Raw genomic sequence first — 20,420 nt, forward strand, 5'->3', positions numbered from 1 at the left:
TCGCGCAATCCACCGCGCGGGCCACACACCGAACCGGACAGAAGTGACGATCGTCTCGCCTGGGACAGCACGAGCATAACCCCCAGCGAACCGGGCGCAGCAAACCCCTCAGGATGAAGACCTCGCGAACACCCGGTGCACACCGCGCCCCGAAGCACCGTTCGCTGGAAAACCGCTGTGGGGCACCGGCATTGCCGGTAACCGGGGGTCGGGTAGTGTGGACTTCTTGTGCGTGCCGACGTGGGGGTTTACTGGCAACTGGTCAAGGCCGGATTTCGCAGGCAGTCGCACTATCGCCTGGCAATGCTGGCCGGACTCATCACGAACGTGGTGTTCGGCTTCGTCCGCGCGGCCGTGCTGATGGCGGCTGTGCACGCCAATAACGGCTTCGGCGGCTACGACCGAGGCACCATCGGCGCGTTCATCTGGCTGTCCCAGGGATTGCTCGGGGCCATCGCGTTCTGGACGCTGCCCGATATCGTGGAACGCATTCGCACCGGCGATGTGGCCATCGACTTTCTGCGGCCCATCGATATCCAGGGCGCGCACCTGGCCGAATACATCGGCCGGGCAACCTATTCGCTGCTGCCGCGCGGACTGCCCAGCATGCTGGTCGGCGCGCTCACCTTCGGCCTGGCGCTGCCCACCACGGCGGGACCGTACCTCCTGGGATTCATCAGCGTGGCGATGGCCATCGCGCTGTCGTTCCTGTCCATGTTCGCGGTGAGCCTGGCCGGATTCTGGCTGGTGGAAACGCGCGGACTGCGATCACTGCACATGATCTGCGGGACCTTCCTGGCCGGACTGTTCGCACCGGTGCACCTGTTCCCGGACTGGCTGCGCACCATCGCCTACTGCACGCCCTTCCCTTCCATGCTGCAGTGGCCCATCGATGTGCTGTCCGGGCGCACCACGGGCATGCCGGCGCTGGGAATCGTACTGGCACAGGCCTGCTGGCTCGCCGTACTGGCGGGCCTGGGACAACTGCTGCTGCGCGCGGGCCGCCGGAAACTGGAGGTGCAGGGTGGTTGACGGACCCCGCCCCTCCCGGTTCGCGCCCTACCGCGCCGTGCTCGCCTCCCGATTACGCGCGCAGCGGGCCTATCCGCTGTCCTTCGCCACGGATGTGTTCAGCGCGTTCCTGATCGGGCTCGTCGAATTCGGCGAAATGTGGGTGATCTTCCACAATGTGCCGCAATTGGGTGGACTGCACCTGAACTCGATGCTGCTGCTGTTCGGCATGAGCAATACCTGCTTCGCCATCGCCGATATGCTGGTCGGCCACGCCGATACGCTGCCCACCTATATCCGCATGGGCAAACTGGACGCCTTCTACCTGCGCCCGCAGCCGCTGCTGCTGCAACTCATGACCAGCGATATCGCGCTGCGCCGGGTGGCGCGCATCGCGGTGGCCGGCACCGTGCTCGGATTCGGCATCGCCCGCAATGACATCGACTGGAGCGCGGCGCATCTCGCGCTCTTCGCGCTGACCCTGATATCCGGTATCACGATCTTCGCCGGACTCTTCATCACCGCCGCCGGGGTGCAGTTCTTCCTCATCGACGGGGCCGAGCTCACCAATGCCTTCACCTACGGCGGCTCGTACGCGTCCATGCAACCGGCCTCGGTGTTCCCGACACCGATGAAACTCATTTTCGGATTTCTCATTCCGGTCGCCTTCAGCTCCTATCTACCCACCATCGCCCTGCTGGACCTACCCGGATCGCCGCCGCTGACCACCTGGCTGGCCTGGGTGTCCCCGCTGGCGGCGGCGTGGGTGTGGGTGATCGCGCTGACCTCGTGGCGGCTGGGCACCAGGCACTATCAGGGAGGCGGCGGATGAGCGAACCCATTATCGACATTGCCGGACTGACAAGGACTTTCGTGCTCAGCCGGAAACAGGGGCGCTGGCGACGACGGCGCGAGGTGCTCACCGCCGTCGACGATATGAGCTTCCGGATCGAACCGGGCGCGGCCGTCGGATATATCGGCGCGAACGGCGCGGGCAAATCCACCACCATCAAGATGATCACCGGAATCCTGGTGCCCAGCGCCGGACGATTGCGCACCTGCGGACTCGATCCGGTGCGGCAGCGCCGCGAATTGGCGGCCCGAATCGGAGTGGTGTTCGGGCAACGCTCCCAACTGTGGTGGGATCTGCCACTGCGCGAATCGTTTTCGATCCTGGCCGCCATTCACCGGCTGGAGCCGGGCGCGGCGCGGCGGCGCACGGAAGAGCTGATCGAACAGCTGGAAATGCGCAGCACCCTGGACACTCCCGTGCGCCAGCTCTCACTCGGCCAGCGGATGCGCGCCGAAGTGGCTGCGGCACTGCTGCATTCGCCGGAGCTGGTGATCCTGGACGAGCCGACCATCGGCCTGGATGTGCTGTCCAAACAGCGATTACGCGAATTCCTGCGATACGAGCGCAGCAGCCGCGGCACCACACTGCTGCTCACCACGCACGATATGGGGGATATCGAGCGACTGTGCGAACGGGTGCTGGTGGTGGATCAGGGCAGTCTGGTCTACGACGGTTCGCTGACCGGGCTGGCCGCCACGGTCGGCGCGCATCGGGTGCTGACCGTCGACCTGGCCGAGCCCACCGCCGATCTCACCGATCTGCCGGGCGCGAAACTGCTCGGCAGCGAGGGCGACGGCATGCGGCAGCGCCTGGCCTTCGACACCGAGATCACCACCGCCGCACAGTTGCTCGCGGCGGTCTCCGCGCGCGCCGAGGTGCGCGATCTGTCCATCGAGGAACCCGATATCGAGGATGTGGTGCGGCGCATCTACGAAGCCGCGGCACACCCGCTTTCTTGATCCGACAAAAGCGGCAAATATAAACGGCCGGCATTTGTTCACCCCTTTGTCTTCCGTCGGACCTCGGTTCGAATTGCGGTGTCCGCCCGGGTGTGCCATCTTGCTGGTAATTCTCCGCGCACACTATTCGGGATTGCGTGGTTGCCGATTCTCAGGAGTGCGTGTGAATATGCGTCCGGCGCAATTGTTGCCGCGCGGTAACGTAAAACTCACGCCCGCATTGGAATTCATCCGGCCGCGCACCATTCGCGCACGACTGCGGCGCATTCTGCTGCTGTCGGTGGCACTGGTGCTGGCACTGCTCACGGTCATCATCACCGGTGAGGTGACGCGCTACCGCGATACCGGATCCACCACGCACGCGGTGGATCTCGCACTCGCGGTGCAGGATCTGGTGCACGAGGCGCAGCGCGAACGCGGGCTCACCAACGGTCTGCTCGGCGGCGACGATTCCGCACGCGGCGCGGTCACCGCACAGCGCGCGGCGGTGGATACCGCGCTACAGCAACTCAATCGGGTGCTGAGCACCGATGCGCCCGGCTCGGCGCAGGTGCGCGACGCGCTGGGGCGGCTGTCCGGGCTGAGCGCCAATCGCGGTGATGTGGACGCCCGCCATATCGATCGGGCGGCCTCGTTCACCTTCTACACCGGTGCGATCCTGGCCCTGGATCAGGCGCGGCCCGGACTGGACAATGCCCGCGACACCCAGCTCTGGCGCGGGCTGCAAACGCTGTACGCGCTGGGCGATGTCAAGGAGTACACGGCGCAGCAGCGCGGTTTCCTCAACGGCGTCTTCGCCGCGGGCGGGTTCGGGCCCGGCGAATACGTGCAGTTCCTCGATATTCGCGCCGGAAAGCAGGGCGCAGTCGCGGCTTTCGAACGCGAGGCCACCCCCGAACAGCGGTCCCGGCTCTACACCGCCATGCGCACCGATGAATCGGTGCGCGCGGCCGAGGCCGAATCGATCGCCATCGGATCGGTGCGCGGACCGCTGACCGAACCGGTGAATCCGGCCGACTGGTGGCGGCAGATGACCTCGGTCATCGATGCCGAACGCGGGGTACAGCGCGGTATCGGCGATGAGATCCACGCCCGCGCCGCCGAATTGCGGCGCGACGCGGCGACGGTGCTGGCGCTGTACGCGCTGGCCGCGCTGCTTGCCATCGCGGCCATGGTGGTACTGGTGGTGACGACCGTGCGCGCCATCGTGCAACCGCTCGCCGAGCTGGCCCGGGAGGCGGACGCGGTCGCCGACGACCGGCTGCCCCGGCTGGTGGCGGACTGGCACGACAGCTCGGTCGACGATCCGGAACCACCCGAACCGGTGCGCGCCAACGCGGCCGCCGGCGCGGAAATCGCCTCGGTGGCAACAGCACTGGACCGCGTGCAGGCCACCGCCTTCGAACTCGCCTCCGCCCAGGCCCGGCTGCGGCGCAACACCACCGAATCACTGGCGAACCTGGCGCGCCGCAACCAGAATCTGGTGCGCCGCCAGCTCGGCCTGATCAGCGATTTCGAACGCGAGGAACTGGACCCCAGCGCGCTGTCCAACCTCTTCGAACTCGATCACCTGGCAACGCGCATGCGCCGCAATGCCGAAAGCCTGCTGGTGCTGGTCGGCGAATCCAGCCCGCGCCGCTGGTCGCAATCCATTCCACTCACCGATGTCATTCGCGCGGGCCTGTCCGAGGTGGACGACTACCGCCGCGTCATCCTGCGCCGCATCGACGATGCCGCCATCGCCGGATCCGCGGTCAGCGAGCTCGCGCATATGCTCGCCGAACTCATCGAGAACGGATTGTCCTTCAGCCCACCGGATCTCGAAGTGGAGATCTACGGCCGCCGGATCGGCCCGCGCTATCTGCTCGCGGTCGTCGACCACGGCGTGGGTATGCCCGCCGATCAACTCGCGGTGGCCAATGCCCGCCTGCGCGGCGAGGCCGACTTCCTGGTGGCCCCCACCCGCTACCTCGGCCACTTCGTCGTCGGCCGCCTCGCCAAACGCCTCGGCATCGAAGTCGAACTCACCGTCTCCCCCGTGAGCGGCGTGGTGGCGCGCCTGCTGATCCCCGAATCCCTGCTCGGTGATCAGGCCCCGCCGCCGATCGCCGAGACCCCGGGCCTCGAGTCGAAACACGCTGCGGCAGCGGCACTTCCCGCCGTGGACGATATGCCTGAGCCCAGCTACGGCCGCCACAGCCCCGCCCGGGCACTACCCGGACAGCCGGCGCAACCGCCCGCCGCACCCCACCCCGCCACGACCACCGGCGATTTCCCGTTCGGCACAACGGTGTTCGCCCCCTCGGGCGACACCGGCCGCAACGCGCACATCGCCTTCACCGCCGGCGGCCTGACGACCGGCGGCACCATCGAACCGGCGGATCCGCGCGACAGATACGCCAACGGCGCGCGCTCGGTCCCCACCGGGGGCAGCGGCGTCAAACTCATCCCGCTCGCGGATCCGGCCGATCCCCCTGCGGGACAGAGTGGTTCGATCCTCGGCCCGAGCGAGACCGGCGAGATGCCCGCCACCGGATTCCCGGACGGTTCGGCCGGCCCTCGGGCGACGGCCGAGCCCGCGCGGACCGTCATCGCGGGTGCGGCGTCCGCGCCGGGATCGACGCCGCCCTCACCGGCGGACGCGGCTGATGTTCCGGGATCCGTCCCGCAGGTGCAACGCACACGAAACGGTCTCGTCAAGCGCAGCCGGAAGACTCGTGAGAATTCGGGTGTCACGCCGGGTGGCGCCCAACCCGCACCGCCGTCCCCGCCCGCCGTTCCGCAGGCCGATCGCACCCCGGAAGCGGTGCGCGGCATGCTGGCCGGGTTCCGGGCCGGCCATCAGCGCGGCGAACGCGTTGCGCCGCAGGATGATACGGGCGCATCGGCTCGACCCGGCTCGAAGATTCAGGAGGACCGCAGGTGACGACCCACTACACCGAAACCGATCCGCACGCGTTCAATTGGCTGCTGGCCGATTTCGTGCGCGGTACCGACGGCGTGCGCGACGCGGTGGCGGTGTCCTCGGACGGGCTACTCATGGCGATGTCGCAGGGACTGGACCGCAATGGGGCCGACCGCCTCGCGGCCATGGTGTCCGGGCTCACCAGCCTCGGCCGAAGCGCTTCGCGCAGTTACGATTTCGACGGCCTGCGGCTCATCATGATCGAGATGGGACGCGGGTTCCTGCTGGTCTCGGCGATGACCAACGGCAGCTGCATCGGTGTCATCGCCGAACATCAGGCCGATGTCGGCCTGGTCGGATATCAGATGGCAGTGCTCGCCGAGCGCGCGGGCGCGCTGCTCACCCCGGCGCTCATCACCGAACTGCGAGAATCGCTGGGCCGATGAATGATTCGCACCGGTTACCGGACGCCCGGATGATGACCGGATTCCCCATGCGACAGGGCCCCGCGGCCGATGAGATCGATACCTCGGCCGGAGCGGCCGAGGCCGACCTGCAGGTGGTGCGCCCCTTCATGATGACCGCCGGACGCACCACACCCCTGGTCGACGGCCTGCGCATCGAAACCCTGGTGCGCGCCGCGCCCGCCGCGCTGTCCGCCCCACTGCGTTTCGAATTGGAACGGGTGGTGCGGCTGTGCCAGCGCCCGCATTCCATCGCCGAGATCGGCGCCGCGCTGCGGGTGCCGGTCGGGGTGGCGCGCGTTCTGGTCAGCGATCTGGTCACGTCCGGCCATGTCGCGGTGAGCCAGGGTAGTGAACTGTCCATCTCCGCGATCGAAAGGATCCGGGATCTTGTACGGGCACTCTGACATTCCCGCCCCCGCCCCACTCGCCTCCTCGGTGAAGATCGTGGTCAGCGGCGGTTTCGGCGTCGGCAAGACCACGCTGATCGGCGCCATCTCCGAAATCGAGCCGCTCGCCACCGAAGCCGCCATGACCGAGGTATCGGTCGGCGTCGACACCCCCGGTCGCGATACCGGAAAGACCACCACCACGGTGGCATTGGACTTCGGCCGCATCACCCTCGACCACTCCCTGGTGCTCTACCTCTTCGGTACGCCCGGGCAGGAACGCTTCGAATTCCTCTGGGACGATCTGCTGGACGGAGCGCTCGGCGGGGTGATCCTGGTCGACACCGATCGCGTGCAGGACTGCTATCCGGTCCTGGACTACTTCGAACAGCGCCGCACCCCATTCGTGGTGGCGGTCAACCGATTCGAGGCCGCACCGGCCTTCGAACTCGACGAGGTCCGCGAGGCCCTCGATATCGACCCGTCCATTCAATTGCTGGATTGCGATGCGCGCGACCGGGAATCGGTCAAGACCATCCTCGTTGCCCTATTGGAACAAATCCTGCAGGCCCGCCGCTCCCCCGCCCTGGCACTGTGAAAAACCGCCCCGGGTGCTTGTGCACCCGGGGCGGACGTCCCGAAAACCCTTCGCAGGGATGAGATTTAGCGGCCGAAGGAGCCGGTGAAGAGGGTGTTGAGGATACCGCTGAGTGCAGCGCTACCGGTGTTGAAGAGCCCGTTCAGGGCGGCGCTACCAGTATCGATGATGACCGGGATCATTATTTTCAACCTCTCTGTTGGTTCGCCTCCGTCCGGGATTTCCGACCGGCGACGTGACCCACCATGCAGGGGCCGTCTTACAGCGCCCTGACCGCTTGCTGAGAGGTAACTAAGTTGGTGTGTGTCGCCCGACACACTAGTGCGGCGCGTGTCCGTCCGCCGCGTACAGGCTTACTTCACCGTCTTCCCCCAGAAAAGCGTTGACCAGCATCGTTCCCGAGGAACGCAGCTCATCCGGGGTCGGTGCGGCGGTGGTGACCGAGATCTGCGGTACCGCAGCCCAGTTCACGACATAGCGTTCGGGCGGCCCATCGTCATTGGATAGGTGCGCGAGCCGGAACACCGACACCCGCCGGCGAACAATCAGGGTGCGCACGACTTCGGCGATTCGCTCCGGGTCTTCCAGCGCGAACATGAATCCGAAGCGCAGCTCGGGTGAGGACGCATAGGCGGGCACGAATACCCAGGCTAATCGAGCGCGGCGCGCAGCGCTCCCGGCGCGCCGCGCCGATAGCTATTCATAAGCCTGAGTAACGGACTCGATCGAGGCGGCCACGGCAGCGCCATGGAACCGACCGACCAGCCTGCATCGATGCACCCCGCGGAGGTGTCGATCAGCCACCTTTCACAACCCCCACGTGACCCAGTTGTAATGCTGTATAACGATTCTCCGGCAGCTTCGCAGATCCAGCGCCAGGTGGTTGCGCCCGTCCGACTATCGCGCTTTCCTGAAATAGTCCCGTATTTCGGACAGTCTCCCCATCGCACCGTCGCGAATTTCCCGGTTTCTTCACCGTGCCGTTTGTGGTGGGCTGTGCGTCCCGGCATGCGGGCCTGCGCCGGAGCCGAGGGGAGCCCCTCCCCGAAACCTCCTCGGCTCTGGCGCATCCAAAACTGCACTGGCTAAGGGTGGGAAATATGGCAACGGACTACACCGGTACGGGGTACGGAGCCGAGCTACCATCGCCCAGAATGCTGTTGCGCGCCTTCCAGGAACCGGTCACCGCGCTCTTCCCCGATCCTTCCGACGCCGCCCACCCCGATCGCGAGGTGCTGGCCGCGGCCCACGACCTGGTGCAATGCCATGAGCGCAGGCACCGGGCACAGGAGGCGGCACATGCCGCCGGGGCCACACCGCAGCGCGTGGCCGACCATATCGGGCTGGTGGAAGATATCGACGCCCGGCGGACCGAACTGGTGGCGCGCATCGACGAATGGGTGGCGATCCATATCCCGCATCGCGGCGGGGCCTCACTGCACACCGAGACGCTCGGCGCGGTGATAGACCGCATGGCGGCGAAATGGGTTGCGGCGCAACAGGCTTTGAACACTGCTCGGTCGGAGGGTGCAGTGCGCAAACAGAATCCGGACGGCCGCCCGCGCCGGCGCAGCAGCCCGCACCTGGGCGAGCCGCCCCGGCACGCGGACAGCGAGGCGCACCTACAGTGGTATCGCCTCGCTGAACTCGCCGATGGCTACAAGGATCTGATTACCGAAGTGGCACAGCACCGTAGGCGGTTGCCCGTCTACTGACGCGGTTCCACGATCTCGGCGTCGATGAACTCCGGCTCCGGCTTGCCCTTGGGTGAATCGGGCTGGGCCGCAACGGGTTCCACGTCATCGTCGAAATCGTCGTCATCGAGGTCCGCGACGGCCGCACGCTGGGTGGCGGCGTCCTGGGCGGCGGCTGCCGCCGCCTCGCGCATTTCGATGGCGTCGGTGATCCAGTCGCCGATCTCCTTGGTCACCTCGGCGACCGTTCCGGTGATGATCGATGCGATATTGCCGACGTGCCGTGCTCCGGACGACGTCAGTTCCTGGATCAGATCCTTATTGCTTTCGAATTTTCCGATCAATTCACACGCCCACTTCGCTAGCCTGCCCCCGGCGCATCACGATAACACCGTTGGGTTGCGGTTTCCCCGCGAGCACCGGCGGCAGCGCGAGCTTGAACAGCTTGGCCCAGACCGAACCGATCTGCTGGCTGAAGCTACCGGTGTTATAGGGCAGACCGTGCTTCTCGCACAGCGCCTTCACCTCGGGCGCGATCTCCGGGTACCGGTTCGCGGGCAGGTCCGGGAACAGGTGGTGCTCGATCTGATGCGAGAGATTGCCGCTCATGATGTGGAACAGGCGGCTGCCGTCGATATTGGCCGAGCCCAGCATCTGGCGCACGTACCACTCGCCCTGGGTCTCCTCGGTGCACTCTTCCTCGGTGAACGTCTGTACGCCCGACGGGAAATGCCCGCAGAAGATGATGGAGAACGTCCACAGGTTGCGCACGATATTGGCGGTGAAGTTCCCGGCCAGGGTGGACAGGAACAGCGGTCCGGTCAGCGCCGGGAACACCACGTAATCCTTGAGCACCTGCCGTCCGGCCTTGCGCACCTGACCCTTGACCAGCGCCTTGATATCGGACCACTTGCGCTTGCCCTGGATGATGTTCTCCACCTCCAGGTCATGGCCCATCACGCCCCACTCGAACGCGACCATGAGGAAGAACGCGTACAGCGGGTTGCCCAGCCGCAGCGGATTCCAGGGCTGCTGCTCGTCCACGCGCAGAATGCCGTAGCCGATATCCCGGTCCATGCCGTGGATATTGGTGTACGTGTGGTGCATGTAGTTGTGCGAGTGCCGCCACTGATCGGCCGGGCAGACGGTGTCCCATTCGAAGACCCGCGAGTTCAGGCCCGGCTCACGCATCCAGTCGTACTGGCCGTGCATGACATTGTGGCCGATCTCCATATTGTCGAGAATCTTCGACACCGACAGCGCGGCCACACCCGCCAGCCAGAACGGCGGCAGGAAGCCCAGGTACATCAGGCCGCGGCCCGCGATCTCGAAACCGCGCTGCGCCTTGATGATCGAGTAGATGTATTCGCGATCCCGCTCGCCCAGATCGTCGGTGACGCGGGCGCGGATCTCGTCCAGCGCGCGGCCGATCTCCTCGACCTGCTCCTGGCTCAGTACGACGGGTCCCGCGGGTGTCTCGGTGAGTATCGCCATGATTTCTGTCCCCTCAAATAGCGATGTCGACGTCCCCGACGGGGGCGTTGATGCAGAGTTGGATGGGCTGGTCGGGGTCCGCGTCGACCTCGCCGGTGCGTAGATTTCGGGTGCAGCCGCTGCGCTTGACCGCGGTGCAGGTGAAGCAGATGCCCATGCGGCAGCCGTATTCCGGGGTGAGACCGGCGGATTCGGCCTGTTCGAGCAGGCTCGCGCCAGTGTTCTCGACGGTCTTGCCGGTGCCCGAGAAGGTGATCTCACCTTCGGCGGTGGCCGGATCCGACGGCGCGACGGCGAGCGTGAACTCCTCCGAGTGCAGCCGCTCCTCGAGCTGTTCGGCCTCGTAGACGGTGCGCACGGCCTTCATGAGTCCGGGCGGGCCACACAGGTAGGTCTGCGCGAACGGGAACCACGGCGCCAGCCGCTCCAGCTCGTCATAGCTGAAGTTCGGATCGCCGCCCAGTTCCGGGTACAGCATTTCGACGCGGAAGTTGTTGTGCTGCAACGCCAGAGCTTCCAGCTCGGTGCGGTGCGGCACGAATTCCGGTGAACGGTTGTAGTGCAGGAACAGCACCCGCCCCTGATACCGCTCGCTGGCGAGCGTGCGCAGCATGGACAGCGCCGGGGTGATGCCGCTGCCGCCGGTGATCAGCACGATGCGATCGGGCCGCTCGGCGGGCAGGTGGAAGACGCCGGACGCCGGGGCGAGGTCGAGCACCATGCCGGGAATCGCGTTCTCGTGCAGGTAGTTCGACACCAGGCCGTGCGGATGCGCCTTGATGGTGAGTTCGATGTGCTTGTCGCGGCGGCGATCATTGTTCACCGGCGAATAGCAGCGGGTGTGCTTCACACCGTCGATGACCACGCCGATCTGCACGTATTGCCCGGCGAGGTGGCCGCGCCACTGCCGGGTCGGGCGCAGCGTGAGCGTCACCGAGCCGACGGCGCTGCGGCGCACGTGCGTGATCTCGGCGCGCATATCGCGCAGGGTGAAGTTGGGGCGGACCAGCTCGAGATAGCGGTCCAGCTGATGCGGAGTGGTCAGTTTCTCCACGAGGTCGATGAGTCCAACCATTCTGGCCTCCTGTCGCGTCACCGGGCTGGGCGACGCTGTCACGTTTCGATGAGCACGATCTCAACGGGCGCTGATTTCGGTGCACATCTGTACACTCAACTAGTGTGCCGCTTGGAGGCCATCGAGTTCAACCGGCAGTTCGTGTGACCCACACGACATCTCACGAATGGAACGAATGTGAACGAATGTATGCTCATCGATGTGAGCGAGCAGGCAGCAACCAGAGGTGAGCGCAAGGAACGGACCCGCGCCGCACTACTGGACGGCACCCTCGCCCTGGCCGCCGAGCGCGGCTTCGCCGCCCTGAGCCTGCGTGAGATCGCCCGCTCGGCGGGCATCGTGCCGACCGCGTTCTACCGGCACTTCACCTCGCTCGACGAACTCGGCACCACCCTGGTCGAGGAGGGCGTGCGCCAACTCCGGCTGGCGCTACGGCAGATGCGCCGCACCCCGGACGCGCGCCTGGCCGCGACCGTGCGCTTCGTCTTCGAACAGGTCGACGCCAAAACCGATCTGTGGGGCTTCCTGATTCGCGAACGCCACGGCGGTTCGGCCGCACTGCGCGGCGCCATCGCCGTCGAAATGCAGCTCATCGTGCGCGAACTCGTGGTGGACCTGTCCCGGGTGCGCAACCTGGACCACTGGTCGCCCGAGGATCTCGAACTCGCCGCCGATCTGATCGTCGCCACGGTCGCCGACCGCATCGCCGACTACGTCGTCGCCACCCCGCGCGACCGCGCCCGCATCATCGACCGCACCGTGCTGCACGTGCGGCTCATCGCATTGGGTATGGGCGCATGGGATCCGGACGCCGTCTCCCATCCGTGATCAGAGCGCGGGCTGCCGAACCGGTAGCAGCGCGGCCAGACCGAGCGTCAGCACCAGCAACAAACCGATGATGCCGAACCGCTCCGAACCCGTCGCCCACACGAAGAAACCGAAAAGCACCGGGGCCAGGAAGGATACGGCGCGGCCGGTGGTGGCGTAGAGACCGAACATCTGCCCCTCCCGGCCCGGCGGCGTCACCCGGATCAGGAAGGTGCGCGCGGAAGACTGCGCGGGACCGACGAATACGGTCAGCAGCAGGCCGAAGATCCAGAACATGAGCGGTCCGGAAACCACCAGCAACGCCAATCCGCAGACGATCATGGCGGTCAGTGAGACCACGATCACCGGTTTCGGGCCGATGCGGTCGTCGACCCGGCCGGCGGTGATCGCGCCCAGGGCGGCAACGACATTGGCGGCGATGCCGAACAGCAGCACATCGGAGTCGGCGATATCGTAGACGCGCACGGCCAGCACCGCACCGAAGGTGAACACCCCCGCCAGCCCATCGCGGAAGATGGCGCTGGCGAACAGGAATCCGACGGCGCGGCGGTCCGCGTGCCAGAGTTCGCGCACATCGCGCCACAGAATGCGATACGCGTCGGTGAGCTTGCGGGTATCCGCACCGGGATCGGCTGTGGTGCGCGGCAATTCAGGCACGAACAGGAACAGCGGCAGCGCGAACGCGGCGAACCAGACCGCGGCCACCAGCGCCACCAGCCGGATATTCAGGCCGTCATCGGTGGGCACACCGAGCAGGCCGCGATAGTCGCCCTTACCGGAGATGAAGCCGAAGTACACGATGAGCAGCAGGATGATGCCGCCGAAATAGCCCATGGCCCAGCCGAACCCGGAGACCCGGCCCACATTGGCGGGCGTGGACACCTGCCGCAGCATCGAGTTGTACGGCACATGCGACAGCTCGAAGGTGGCCGAGCCGATACCCAGCAGCACCAGCCCCACCCACAGGTAGTGGTAGTTCTGATGCACGAAAAACATTGCCGCCATGAGCAATACCGTGAACGAGGTCAACACGCCCAGCGACAGTTTGCGTTTCGCCGTGGCATCGAAGAACTGCCCGCTCACCGGCGCGGTCACCGCCACCACCAGCCCCGCCAAACCCAGCGCCCACCCCAGCCAGGCACTCGACGACACGCCCCCGGGCAGATCCTTGCCCACCTTGTCGGTGAGATACACCGAGAACACGAAGGTGAGGATCACGGCATTGAACGCCGCCCCACCCCAATCCCACAGTCCCCACGACACCACCGGACCCCGCCCGGCAGCCGACCCGACCGTCTCCTGCCCGGAAACCTCAGCCATGCGCGCAGCTTAGGCGAACTCAGCCGACCTCAGGGTGCGCGTCCGCGAAATGTCGCAGCCAGGGCTGGCGCCGCTGCTCGGCCGTCATGGCCAGCAGTGCCCGCAGTCGCGTCCAGCCGTTCTCGTCGACCGGGGTCAGAATCTGAATCCACGCACCCGCGATGGAGGGCAGCGACATGCTGGTCATGGTCATTTCGATATCGCCGGTCACCACATTGCGGATCACCTTGATCCGGCCGACCGGGAAGGCGACGTCATTGCGCGCCCACATCTCCGCGAACAGCGGACTGGCGGCGACCAGATCATCGATGAAAACCGTCCACACCGGATCGTGCAGGTTCTTCACATAGGCGGCGCGCAGATAGCCGACCATGCGAGCCAGGTACTCATGTTGCGCCGCATAGGGATTGCAGCATTCGGGAGCCAGGAACACCTTGCGCAGAATGTTCCGCTCCCCCAGCAGGAATCCCGGGCACAGCGCGGCATACGCGGAGTTGTACGCCAGCACGTCGTACTTGCCCGACAGCAACACCGCGGGCAGCGGTGTCAGATGATCGAGAATGACCTGTATTTCCTCCGGCACCGGTTCATCGAACTGCGGCGCCGGAATCGTCGGCACATCCGCCAGCCGGTACAGATGCGCCCGCTCCGCACCATCGAGGCACAATGTCCGCGAAATCGCTTCCAGCACCTGAATACTCACATTGATATCGCGCCCCTGCTCCAGCCACGTGTACCAGGTGATCCCCACCCCGGCCAGCTGCGCCACCTCCTCCCGCCGCAACCCGGGCGTGCGCCGCCGCGACCCCACCGGCAACCCCACATCCCCCGGTGTAATCCGCGCCCGCCGAGATTTCAGGAACGCCGACAACTCATCCCGCCGCGTCTTGCGCACCGCCCGGGTATCCGGCGGTACCGCCGCGACCTCGGCCTGATCCCGGGGAACCAGCTCCATCCGCAATACCCTCCCGTCCCCATCGAAGGGGCCGACCCCGTGCTCACGCCGGTCGGCTGCGGCTGCAATATTTCCGGTTACGGGATTCACTTCTCCATAGTGGTCGCAAACGGCACCCGTATCCAGGTGGTGGTGGTACCAGCATAAGCAGGCTCCTGGTACCAGGTTCCGGGGCGGCGGATGGTCATTCCCATGACTCAGAGCCTGACCCAATCCCCGCCGGTGGTGGCGGCTCCGGCTGTCGCCGGAACCGGTCGCCGCTCACTGGCCGTTCTCACCGTGATTCTGCTCGGGCAGTTCATGGCGGTGCTGGACGCCTCCATTGTCAATGTCGCCATTCCCGCCATGCGAACCTCGTTGCACGCCAGCGGTTCCGGGCTGCAATTGATCGTCTCCGGATATGTGATCGCCTATGCGGTGCTGCTGGTCACCGGTGCCCGGCTGGGCGATCGGTTCGGGCAGCGGACCATGTTCGTCGCCGGGCTGGCGATCTTCACCGTCGCGTCGCTGGCGTGCGGGCTGGCCTGGAGTGCCGGGCCACTCATCGTATTCCGGTTCCTTCAAGGCATCGGTTCGGCGGCGATGGTGCCGCAGGTGATGACCCTGATCCAGCGGACATTCACCGGAACCACTCGGGCGCGGGCGCTTTCGGCGTACGCGGCCGTCATCTCCGGCGGCATGGTGGTCGGGCAGATCCTCGGCGGGCTCATCGTGAGCTCCGATCTGGCCGGAACCACCTGGCGCGGAGTATTTCTGGTGAACGTCCCGATCGGCCTGGCGCTGCTGGCCGTCGCACCGCGCATCCTGCCGAGCACCGTGCGCACCGATCGCAAACTGGATCTGCCCGGCCTGGCGGTGCTCACCCCGGCGGTGTTACTGCTGGTGGTGCCGCTCGTACTCGGCCACGAGCAGGACTGGCCGGTGTGGACCTGGATCGCATTGGTCGCCGCCGCAGCGGGATTCGCGGGCTTCGTCGTGGTGGAACGCTGGGTGCACCGGCGCGGCGGTGAACCGCTGTTCGCGGATCGGGTGCTGCGCGCTCCCGGGCTGGTACTCACCGCCGCAACGCTTTTCGTGGTGATGTGCACCTTCGGCGGCTGGCTGTTCGTCATGGCCATCCATCTGCAGAGCACGCTCGGCTACTCCGCGCTGCACGCCGGACTGCTGTTCCTGCCCATGGGCACCACCTTCGCACTCGCCAGCCTGAACTGGCAGCGCATCCCGGAACGATTGCACGCCACCATGATTCCGGCCGGACTGGTACTGGCCGCGGCGACCATGGTGATCATGGGCCTGCTCATGCGGAACGGCGCGGATCTGGGTCCGGTCGAGCTGACCGTCTTCGGATTCATGGGCATCGGCTTCGGCCTGTCCTTCAGCCCGCTGATGGCCCGCACCACCGCCAAGATCCCACTCGCCCTGGCCGCCGACGCCAGCGGCATCCTGGTCACCAATGTGCAGCTCGGCGTGGTGGTCGGCATCGCCAGTTTCGGCTCGGTCTTCCTGAGCCTGGCGGGAACCGGCACGCTGTCCGCCGCGCACGCGGTCGGCATCACGGCCATCGTGGAGGGAGTCACGGTACTCATCGCGGCCGGGCTCGCGGCCCGCGCGGCACGCTGATCCGCGCGACATTCCCTATGCACTGAATTGCATAGTACGTCCCGTCTCAGTTACCCTGGCCGCATGGCCCTCGAACACGCGCTACTGGTATCGCTGACCGAACGCGCCAGTTCCGGGTACGACCTGGCGGGCCGCTTCGACAAATCCATCGGCTTCTTCTGGAACGCCACCCACCAGCAGATCTACCGGGTGCTCAAGCGCATGGAAGAGCAGGGCTGGGTCACCGCCGAGGCCGTCGCCCAGGCGGGCCGCCCCGATAAGAAGGTCTACACCGTCAGCGACGCCGGCCGCGCGGAACTGACCCGCTGGATCGCCGAACCCATGGATACCGCGCCGATGCGCAATGAGCTCGGCGTGAAACTGCGCGCCGCCTCGCTCGGCGACGTCCCCGCCCTGGCCGCCGAGATCAAGCGCCACCGCGATGAGCACGCGCACCGGCTCGACCTGTACCGCACCTTCGAGAAGAAGGACTACCCCGCGCCGGATCAGCTCACCGGCCGCACCCTGCACCAGTACCTGGTCCTGCGCGGTGGCATCCGCGTCGAGGAGGGGTTCGTCGACTGGTGCGACGAGATTCTTGCCGCTCTGCACAAAGACAACCCGCCGCGCGACACAGCCCCGTCGCAGGCGTCCGACCCGAAAGGCACTCGGCAATGAGCGCTTATCCGCATCTGTTCGAACCCCTGGACCTGGGATTCACCACCCTGCGCAATCGCGTGGTGATGGGTTCCATGCACACCGGTCTCGAGGATCGGGCCTGGCATACCAACCGGCTCGCGGCGTACTTCGCCGAACGCGCCAAAGGCGGTGTGGGCCTTATCATCACCGGTGGTTACGCACCCAACCGCACCGGCTGGCTGATGCCGCTGGGCGCGAAGCTGACCAATAAGACCGAGGCGTACCGGCACCGCGTCATCACCAAGGCGGTGCACGCCGAAGGCGGCAAGATCGCGCTGCAGATCCTGCACGCGGGCCGCTATTCCTATATGCCCGGCAGTGTTTCGGCCTCCTCCATCAAGGCCCCGATCAATCCACTGCGCCCGCGCGCCCTTTCGAGCAAGGGCGTCGAGCAGACCATCGACGATTACGCGCGCTGCGCCGCGCTGGCCAAGTTCGCCGGATACGACGGTGTCGAGATCATGGGCGGTGAAGGCTATTTCATCAACCAGTTCCTGGCGCCGCGCACCAATAAGCGCAAGGACAAGTGGGGCGGCTCGGCGGAGAACCGCCGCCGCATCGCCTCGGAGATCGTGCGCAAGGTACGCAAGGCCGTCGGACCGGACTTCATCATCGTATTCCGGTTGTCCATGGCCGATTTCGTGGAGAACGGCCAGACCTGGGACGAGATCGCGGATGTGGCAAGGGATGTGGAGGCCGCCGGCGCCACCATCATCAATACCGATATCGGCTGGCATGAGGCCCGCGTCCCCACCATCGTGACCTCGGTGCCGCGCGCGGCGTTCGTGGAGTGGACCGCCAAGGTCAAAGACATTGTCGGCATTCCGGTCTGCGCGTCGAACCGCATCAATATGCCCGAGACCGCCGAGGAGATCCTCACCCGCGGCGACTCGCATCTGGTGTCGCTGGCCCGGCCGCTGCTGGCCGATCCGGAATGGGCGCGCAAGGCGCAGCAGGCGCGCACGGACGAGATCAATACCTGCATCGCCTGCAACCAGGCCTGCCTGGATCACGCCTTCCAGATGAAAACCGTGTCCTGCCTGCTGAATCCGCGCGCCGGACACGAAACCGAACTCAAACTGCTGCCCACCCGCCGCACCCGCAGGTTCGCGGTCGTCGGCGCGGGACCGGCCGGACTCTCGGCCGCGGTCAGCCTGGCCCAGCGCGGCCACCACGTGGATCTGTTCGAGGCCGATGACAAGATCGGCGGCCAGTTCGATATCGCCCGCCGCATCCCGGGCAAGGAGGAGTTCAGCGAGACCGTTCGCTACTTCACCCGCCAGCTCGAAATCACCGGCGTCAACGTCCATCTCAATACCCGCGCCACCGCGCAACAGCTCATCGAGGGCCGCTACGACGAGGTCATCCTGGCCACCGGCGTGAAACCGCGCATCCCGAATATCCCGGGCGTCGACCACCCGAAGGTGCTCACCTACGCCGAACTGGTGCGCGAGGGTAAGCCGGTCGGCAAGAAGGTCGCGGTCATCGGCGCGGGCGGCATCGGCTTCGATGTCAGCGAATTCCTCACCGTGGAAGGGCATCCCAGCCTCAAGCTGGACGAGTGGAAGGAAGAGTGGGGCGTCTCCGACGATCCGGACGCCCGCGGCTTCCTCACCGCGCCCAAGCCCTCCCCCGCCGCCCGCGAGGTTGTGCTGTTGCAGCGCAAGGCTTCTTCCTTCGGTAAGGATCTGGGCAAGACCTCGGGCTGGGTGCACCGCGCCGCGGTCAAGGCCAAGGGTGTGGAGCAGATCGGCGGCGTCAACTACGAGCGCATCGACGACAAGGGCCTGCACATCAGCTTCGGTGAGAAGCGGCAGCGCCCCACGGTCATCGAGTGCGATAACGTAATCCTCTGCGCCGGACAGGAATCCGTCCGCGACCTGGAGGAGCCCTTGAAAACCGCCGGTGTGCAGTACCACCTCATCGGTGGTGCGGACCTCGCTTCCGAACTCGATGCCAAGCGCGCCATCAACCAGGGCACGCGGCTGGCGGCAGCCCTCTGATGCCGATCCTGACCCGCCTGGGCCTGCCCGGAACCGAGCAGGCCTGGGCGGCCCTGGGTTTCACCGTCGTCGACGGCGAATTCCGGATCGGCCAGGTCGCCTGCACCATCGGCGAACCCGCCTGGGGCTTCGACGAAACCCAGTCCGCCCCCGAGGTTCTCGGCGTTCCCTACCTGGCCGCCGATACCGCGCCGCACCCGGCTGTCGCGCGGCCGGACCGGACCTCCAATGGCTCGGCGTCCGATACCGTGCATCCGAACGGCGTGACGATCGTCGATCACGTCGTCTACTGGATGCCGAATCTGGACGAGGGCGCGGCCAATCTCACCGCGGTGCTTGGCATTGCGCCGCGCCGCCGATTCTTCCCGCGCGGCCCCGAAGGCCCGGAGATGGCCTTCTACCGCGTCGGCGAACCCTTCATCGAAGCGGTCGGCTCCGGCCTGCCCGCCGACCTCGCGGGCGTCGCCTTCCTCACCCCCGACCTGGACGCCGCCGTGGCGGCCATTCGCGCCGCGGGCGGCCCCATCGGCGATCCGCGTCCCGCTGTCCAGGGCGGGCGCATCGCGCCGGTCTGGCGCGGCCACCTGGACTGGGGCATCGCCTTCATGGAGCCCAAGCCCCGCACCTGAGGGTGCGGGCCGGGTGAGAGTGGGTAGGGTTTCGGTCGTGAGCTTGCCTGCGCCTACCGCTGATAATCGTGCCGTTGTGACCGGGTCCTCTTCGGGGATCGGGGTCGCGCTCGCTGAGGAGCTCGCTTCGCGCGGGTATTCGCTGATCCTGGTCGCGCGCCGGGAGGACCTGCTGCGGGAGCTGGCGACCCGGCTCAGCGCGCGGTACGGCATCACCGCCGAGGTGCGCGCGGTCGACCTGTCCAACCGCGAGCAGCGCGCGCCGCTGGCCAAGGAACTGGCCGAACGCGATATCGCGATCCTGTGCAATAACGCGGGCGTCGCCACCTTCGGCTCGCTGGCCAAGCTGGATCTGGACTACGAGCGCGACATCATGGAACTCAATGCGGTCGCCGTGCATGATCTTTCGCTCGCGGTGCTGCCGAATATGGTCAAGCGCGGCAGCGGCGGCATCCTGGTCACCGGATCGGCCGCGGGCAATATGCCGATCCCGAACAATGCCACCTACGCCGCGTCCAAGGCGTTCACCAATACCTGGGCCGAATCGCTGCGCGGGGAGATGAAGGAGCACGGCGTGCACGTCACGCTGCTCGCCCCCGGCCCGGTGCGCACCGACAATCCGGATCAGGACGAGGTCGGGAACAAGATCCCGGAGTTCATCTGGGTCACCGCCGCGCACACCGCCAAGATCACCATCGACGCCCTGGCCCGCAATAAGATGCGCGTGGTTCCGGGCCTGATCAGCAAGGGTATGAGCCTGGCCGGGCAGTTCGGCCCGCGCTCGATCACCTCGCTGGTCGCGGGCGCGGCCTACAAGAAGCTCGGCAGCTGACCGCAAAGCGTCAAGATCACGCGTCCGGTCGTAAAGGGCGCGTAGCCGGATGTACCCCGGCCGCACGATCGGGCGTAGTCCTGGATTCGGCCCCGCCTACGGAATAGCGGGGA

Annotated in this window: 20 protein-coding genes; 14 read left to right on the top strand and 6 right to left on the bottom strand. The window is 66.6% G+C overall.

The window, feature by feature from the left end; translation table 11 throughout:
- The first annotated feature begins 228 nt into the window (after positions 1-228).
- From ACFVUS_RS41060 to ACFVUS_RS41090, 7 genes are all read left to right on the top strand, one after another.
- Positions 229-1,032, top strand: coding sequence for an ABC transporter permease (locus tag ACFVUS_RS41060; RefSeq protein ID WP_387780037.1), 804 nt, complete (start codon positions 229-231; stop codon positions 1,030-1,032).
- Positions 1,025-1,843 carry an ABC transporter permease gene (locus tag ACFVUS_RS41065; protein WP_387780040.1) on the top strand — a complete coding sequence of 273 codons (819 nt, stop codon included), beginning with the start codon at positions 1,025-1,027 and terminating at the stop codon, positions 1,841-1,843. The genes ACFVUS_RS41060 and ACFVUS_RS41065 overlap by 8 nt, the downstream gene beginning before the upstream one ends.
- Complete coding sequence (locus tag ACFVUS_RS41070) at positions 1,840-2,823, top strand: ATP-binding cassette domain-containing protein (RefSeq protein ID WP_387780042.1); 984 nt, start codon at positions 1,840-1,842, stop codon at positions 2,821-2,823. The genes ACFVUS_RS41065 and ACFVUS_RS41070 overlap by 4 nt, the downstream gene beginning before the upstream one ends.
- A 169-nt stretch (positions 2,824-2,992) precedes the next feature.
- Positions 2,993-5,749, top strand: coding sequence for a nitrate- and nitrite sensing domain-containing protein (locus tag ACFVUS_RS41075; RefSeq protein ID WP_387780764.1), 2,757 nt, complete (start codon positions 2,993-2,995; stop codon positions 5,747-5,749).
- Complete coding sequence (locus tag ACFVUS_RS41080) at positions 5,746-6,174, top strand: roadblock/LC7 domain-containing protein (RefSeq protein ID WP_387780045.1); 429 nt, start codon at positions 5,746-5,748, stop codon at positions 6,172-6,174. The genes ACFVUS_RS41075 and ACFVUS_RS41080 overlap by 4 nt, the downstream gene beginning before the upstream one ends.
- Positions 6,171-6,599, top strand: a complete 429-nt coding sequence (locus ACFVUS_RS41085; protein ID WP_387780048.1) for a DUF742 domain-containing protein — start codon at positions 6,171-6,173, stop codon at positions 6,597-6,599. The genes ACFVUS_RS41080 and ACFVUS_RS41085 overlap by 4 nt, the downstream gene beginning before the upstream one ends.
- Positions 6,580-7,179, top strand: a complete 600-nt coding sequence (locus ACFVUS_RS41090; protein ID WP_387780767.1) for an ATP/GTP-binding protein — start codon at positions 6,580-6,582, stop codon at positions 7,177-7,179. The genes ACFVUS_RS41085 and ACFVUS_RS41090 overlap by 20 nt, the downstream gene beginning before the upstream one ends.
- Positions 7,180-7,497: 318 nt before the next feature.
- Here ACFVUS_RS41090 and ACFVUS_RS41095 read toward each other — a convergent pair whose 3' ends face one another.
- Entirely contained in the window at positions 7,498-7,818 is a 321-nt protein-coding gene (locus ACFVUS_RS41095) for a hypothetical protein (RefSeq protein ID WP_387780051.1), read from the bottom strand.
- A gap of 515 nt (positions 7,819-8,333) precedes the next feature.
- Between ACFVUS_RS41095 and ACFVUS_RS41100 the strand changes: the two genes are divergently transcribed.
- Entirely contained in the window at positions 8,334-8,894 is a 561-nt protein-coding gene (locus tag ACFVUS_RS41100; protein WP_387780053.1) for a DUF4254 domain-containing protein, read from the top strand.
- On the opposite strand, the gene ACFVUS_RS41105 is transcribed toward ACFVUS_RS41100, so the two are convergent.
- The 3 genes from ACFVUS_RS41105 to ACFVUS_RS41115 are packed head-to-tail and all read right to left on the bottom strand — an operon-like array spanning position 8,888 to position 11,442.
- Positions 8,888-9,217 (bottom strand): hypothetical protein, encoded by a 330-nt coding sequence (locus tag ACFVUS_RS41105; protein ID WP_387780056.1) that lies wholly within the window; start codon positions 9,215-9,217, stop codon positions 8,888-8,890. The genes ACFVUS_RS41100 and ACFVUS_RS41105 overlap by 7 nt on opposite strands.
- Position 9,218: 1 nt before the next feature.
- The gene (locus ACFVUS_RS41110) at positions 9,219-10,367 is read right to left on the bottom strand and encodes a fatty acid desaturase family protein (RefSeq protein WP_375955436.1); all 1,149 of its coding nucleotides are present in this window, start codon (positions 10,365-10,367) and stop codon (positions 9,219-9,221) included.
- Positions 10,368-10,380: 13 nt separating this feature from the next.
- Positions 10,381-11,442, bottom strand: a complete 1,062-nt coding sequence (locus ACFVUS_RS41115) for a ferredoxin reductase (RefSeq protein WP_387780059.1) — start codon at positions 11,440-11,442, stop codon at positions 10,381-10,383.
- Between the two features lie 189 nt (positions 11,443-11,631).
- Here ACFVUS_RS41115 and ACFVUS_RS41120 point away from each other — a divergent pair, with 189 nt between their 5' ends.
- The gene (locus tag ACFVUS_RS41120; RefSeq protein ID WP_387780770.1) at positions 11,632-12,270 is read left to right on the top strand and encodes a TetR family transcriptional regulator; all 639 of its coding nucleotides are present in this window, start codon (positions 11,632-11,634) and stop codon (positions 12,268-12,270) included.
- On the opposite strand, the gene ACFVUS_RS41125 is transcribed toward ACFVUS_RS41120, so the two are convergent.
- Together ACFVUS_RS41125 and ACFVUS_RS41130 are read right to left on the bottom strand one after the other, a co-directional pair.
- The gene (locus tag ACFVUS_RS41125) at positions 12,271-13,590 is read right to left on the bottom strand and encodes an MFS transporter (protein ID WP_387780062.1); all 1,320 of its coding nucleotides are present in this window, start codon (positions 13,588-13,590) and stop codon (positions 12,271-12,273) included.
- Between the two features lie 19 nt (positions 13,591-13,609).
- A complete protein-coding gene (locus tag ACFVUS_RS41130; RefSeq protein ID WP_387780065.1) occupies positions 13,610-14,545 on the bottom strand; it encodes a helix-turn-helix transcriptional regulator in 936 nt (311 codons plus the stop codon).
- 192 nt (positions 14,546-14,737) lie between these two features.
- Between ACFVUS_RS41130 and ACFVUS_RS41135 the strand changes: the two genes are divergently transcribed.
- The 5 genes from ACFVUS_RS41135 to cmrA all read left to right on the top strand — a co-directional run bounded on the left by ACFVUS_RS41135 (position 14,738) and on the right by cmrA (position 20,307).
- Complete coding sequence (locus ACFVUS_RS41135; RefSeq protein WP_387780068.1) at positions 14,738-16,165, top strand: MFS transporter; 1,428 nt, start codon at positions 14,738-14,740, stop codon at positions 16,163-16,165.
- A 63-nt stretch (positions 16,166-16,228) separates the two neighbouring features.
- On the top strand, positions 16,229-16,822 hold the full coding sequence (locus tag ACFVUS_RS41140) for a PadR family transcriptional regulator (protein ID WP_387780070.1): 594 nt from the start codon (positions 16,229-16,231) through the stop codon (positions 16,820-16,822).
- Positions 16,819-18,846, top strand: coding sequence for an FAD-dependent oxidoreductase (locus ACFVUS_RS41145; protein WP_387780073.1), 2,028 nt, complete (start codon positions 16,819-16,821; stop codon positions 18,844-18,846). Before ACFVUS_RS41140 ends, ACFVUS_RS41145 begins: the two co-directional genes overlap by 4 nt.
- Positions 18,846-19,475, top strand: a complete 630-nt coding sequence (locus ACFVUS_RS41150) for a hypothetical protein (RefSeq protein ID WP_387780076.1) — start codon at positions 18,846-18,848, stop codon at positions 19,473-19,475. Before ACFVUS_RS41145 ends, ACFVUS_RS41150 begins: the two co-directional genes overlap by 1 nt.
- A gap of 37 nt (positions 19,476-19,512) precedes the next feature.
- The gene (gene cmrA, locus ACFVUS_RS41155) at positions 19,513-20,307 is read left to right on the top strand and encodes a mycolate reductase (RefSeq protein WP_387780079.1); all 795 of its coding nucleotides are present in this window, start codon (positions 19,513-19,515) and stop codon (positions 20,305-20,307) included.
- Positions 20,308-20,420 lie beyond the last annotated feature (113 nt).

The organism is Nocardia sp. NPDC058058, from assembly GCF_042885355.1.
Classification (GTDB): Bacteria; Actinomycetota; Actinomycetes; order Mycobacteriales; family Mycobacteriaceae; genus Nocardia.

Coding starts and splice junctions, on each gene's coding strand:
- ACFVUS_RS41070 (WP_387780042.1), top strand. CDS start 1,840: ATGAGCGAACCCATTATCGACATTGCCGGACTGACAAGGACTTTCGTG.
- ACFVUS_RS41075 (WP_387780764.1), top strand. CDS start 2,993: ATGCGTCCGGCGCAATTGTTGCCGCGCGGTAACGTAAAACTCACGCCC.
- ACFVUS_RS41085 (WP_387780048.1), top strand. CDS start 6,171: ATGAATGATTCGCACCGGTTACCGGACGCCCGGATGATGACCGGATTC.
- ACFVUS_RS41100 (WP_387780053.1), top strand. CDS start 8,334: ATGCTGTTGCGCGCCTTCCAGGAACCGGTCACCGCGCTCTTCCCCGAT.
- ACFVUS_RS41110 (WP_375955436.1), bottom strand. CDS start 10,367: ATGGCGATACTCACCGAGACACCCGCGGGACCCGTCGTACTGAGCCAG.
- ACFVUS_RS41115 (WP_387780059.1), bottom strand. CDS start 11,442: ATGGTTGGACTCATCGACCTCGTGGAGAAACTGACCACTCCGCATCAG.
- ACFVUS_RS41120 (WP_387780770.1), top strand. CDS start 11,632: ATGCTCATCGATGTGAGCGAGCAGGCAGCAACCAGAGGTGAGCGCAAG.
- ACFVUS_RS41125 (WP_387780062.1), bottom strand. CDS start 13,590: ATGGCTGAGGTTTCCGGGCAGGAGACGGTCGGGTCGGCTGCCGGGCGG.
- ACFVUS_RS41130 (WP_387780065.1), bottom strand. CDS start 14,545: ATGGAGCTGGTTCCCCGGGATCAGGCCGAGGTCGCGGCGGTACCGCCG.
- ACFVUS_RS41135 (WP_387780068.1), top strand. CDS start 14,738: ATGACTCAGAGCCTGACCCAATCCCCGCCGGTGGTGGCGGCTCCGGCT.
- ACFVUS_RS41140 (WP_387780070.1), top strand. CDS start 16,229: ATGGCCCTCGAACACGCGCTACTGGTATCGCTGACCGAACGCGCCAGT.
- ACFVUS_RS41145 (WP_387780073.1), top strand. CDS start 16,819: ATGAGCGCTTATCCGCATCTGTTCGAACCCCTGGACCTGGGATTCACC.
- ACFVUS_RS41150 (WP_387780076.1), top strand. CDS start 18,846: ATGCCGATCCTGACCCGCCTGGGCCTGCCCGGAACCGAGCAGGCCTGG.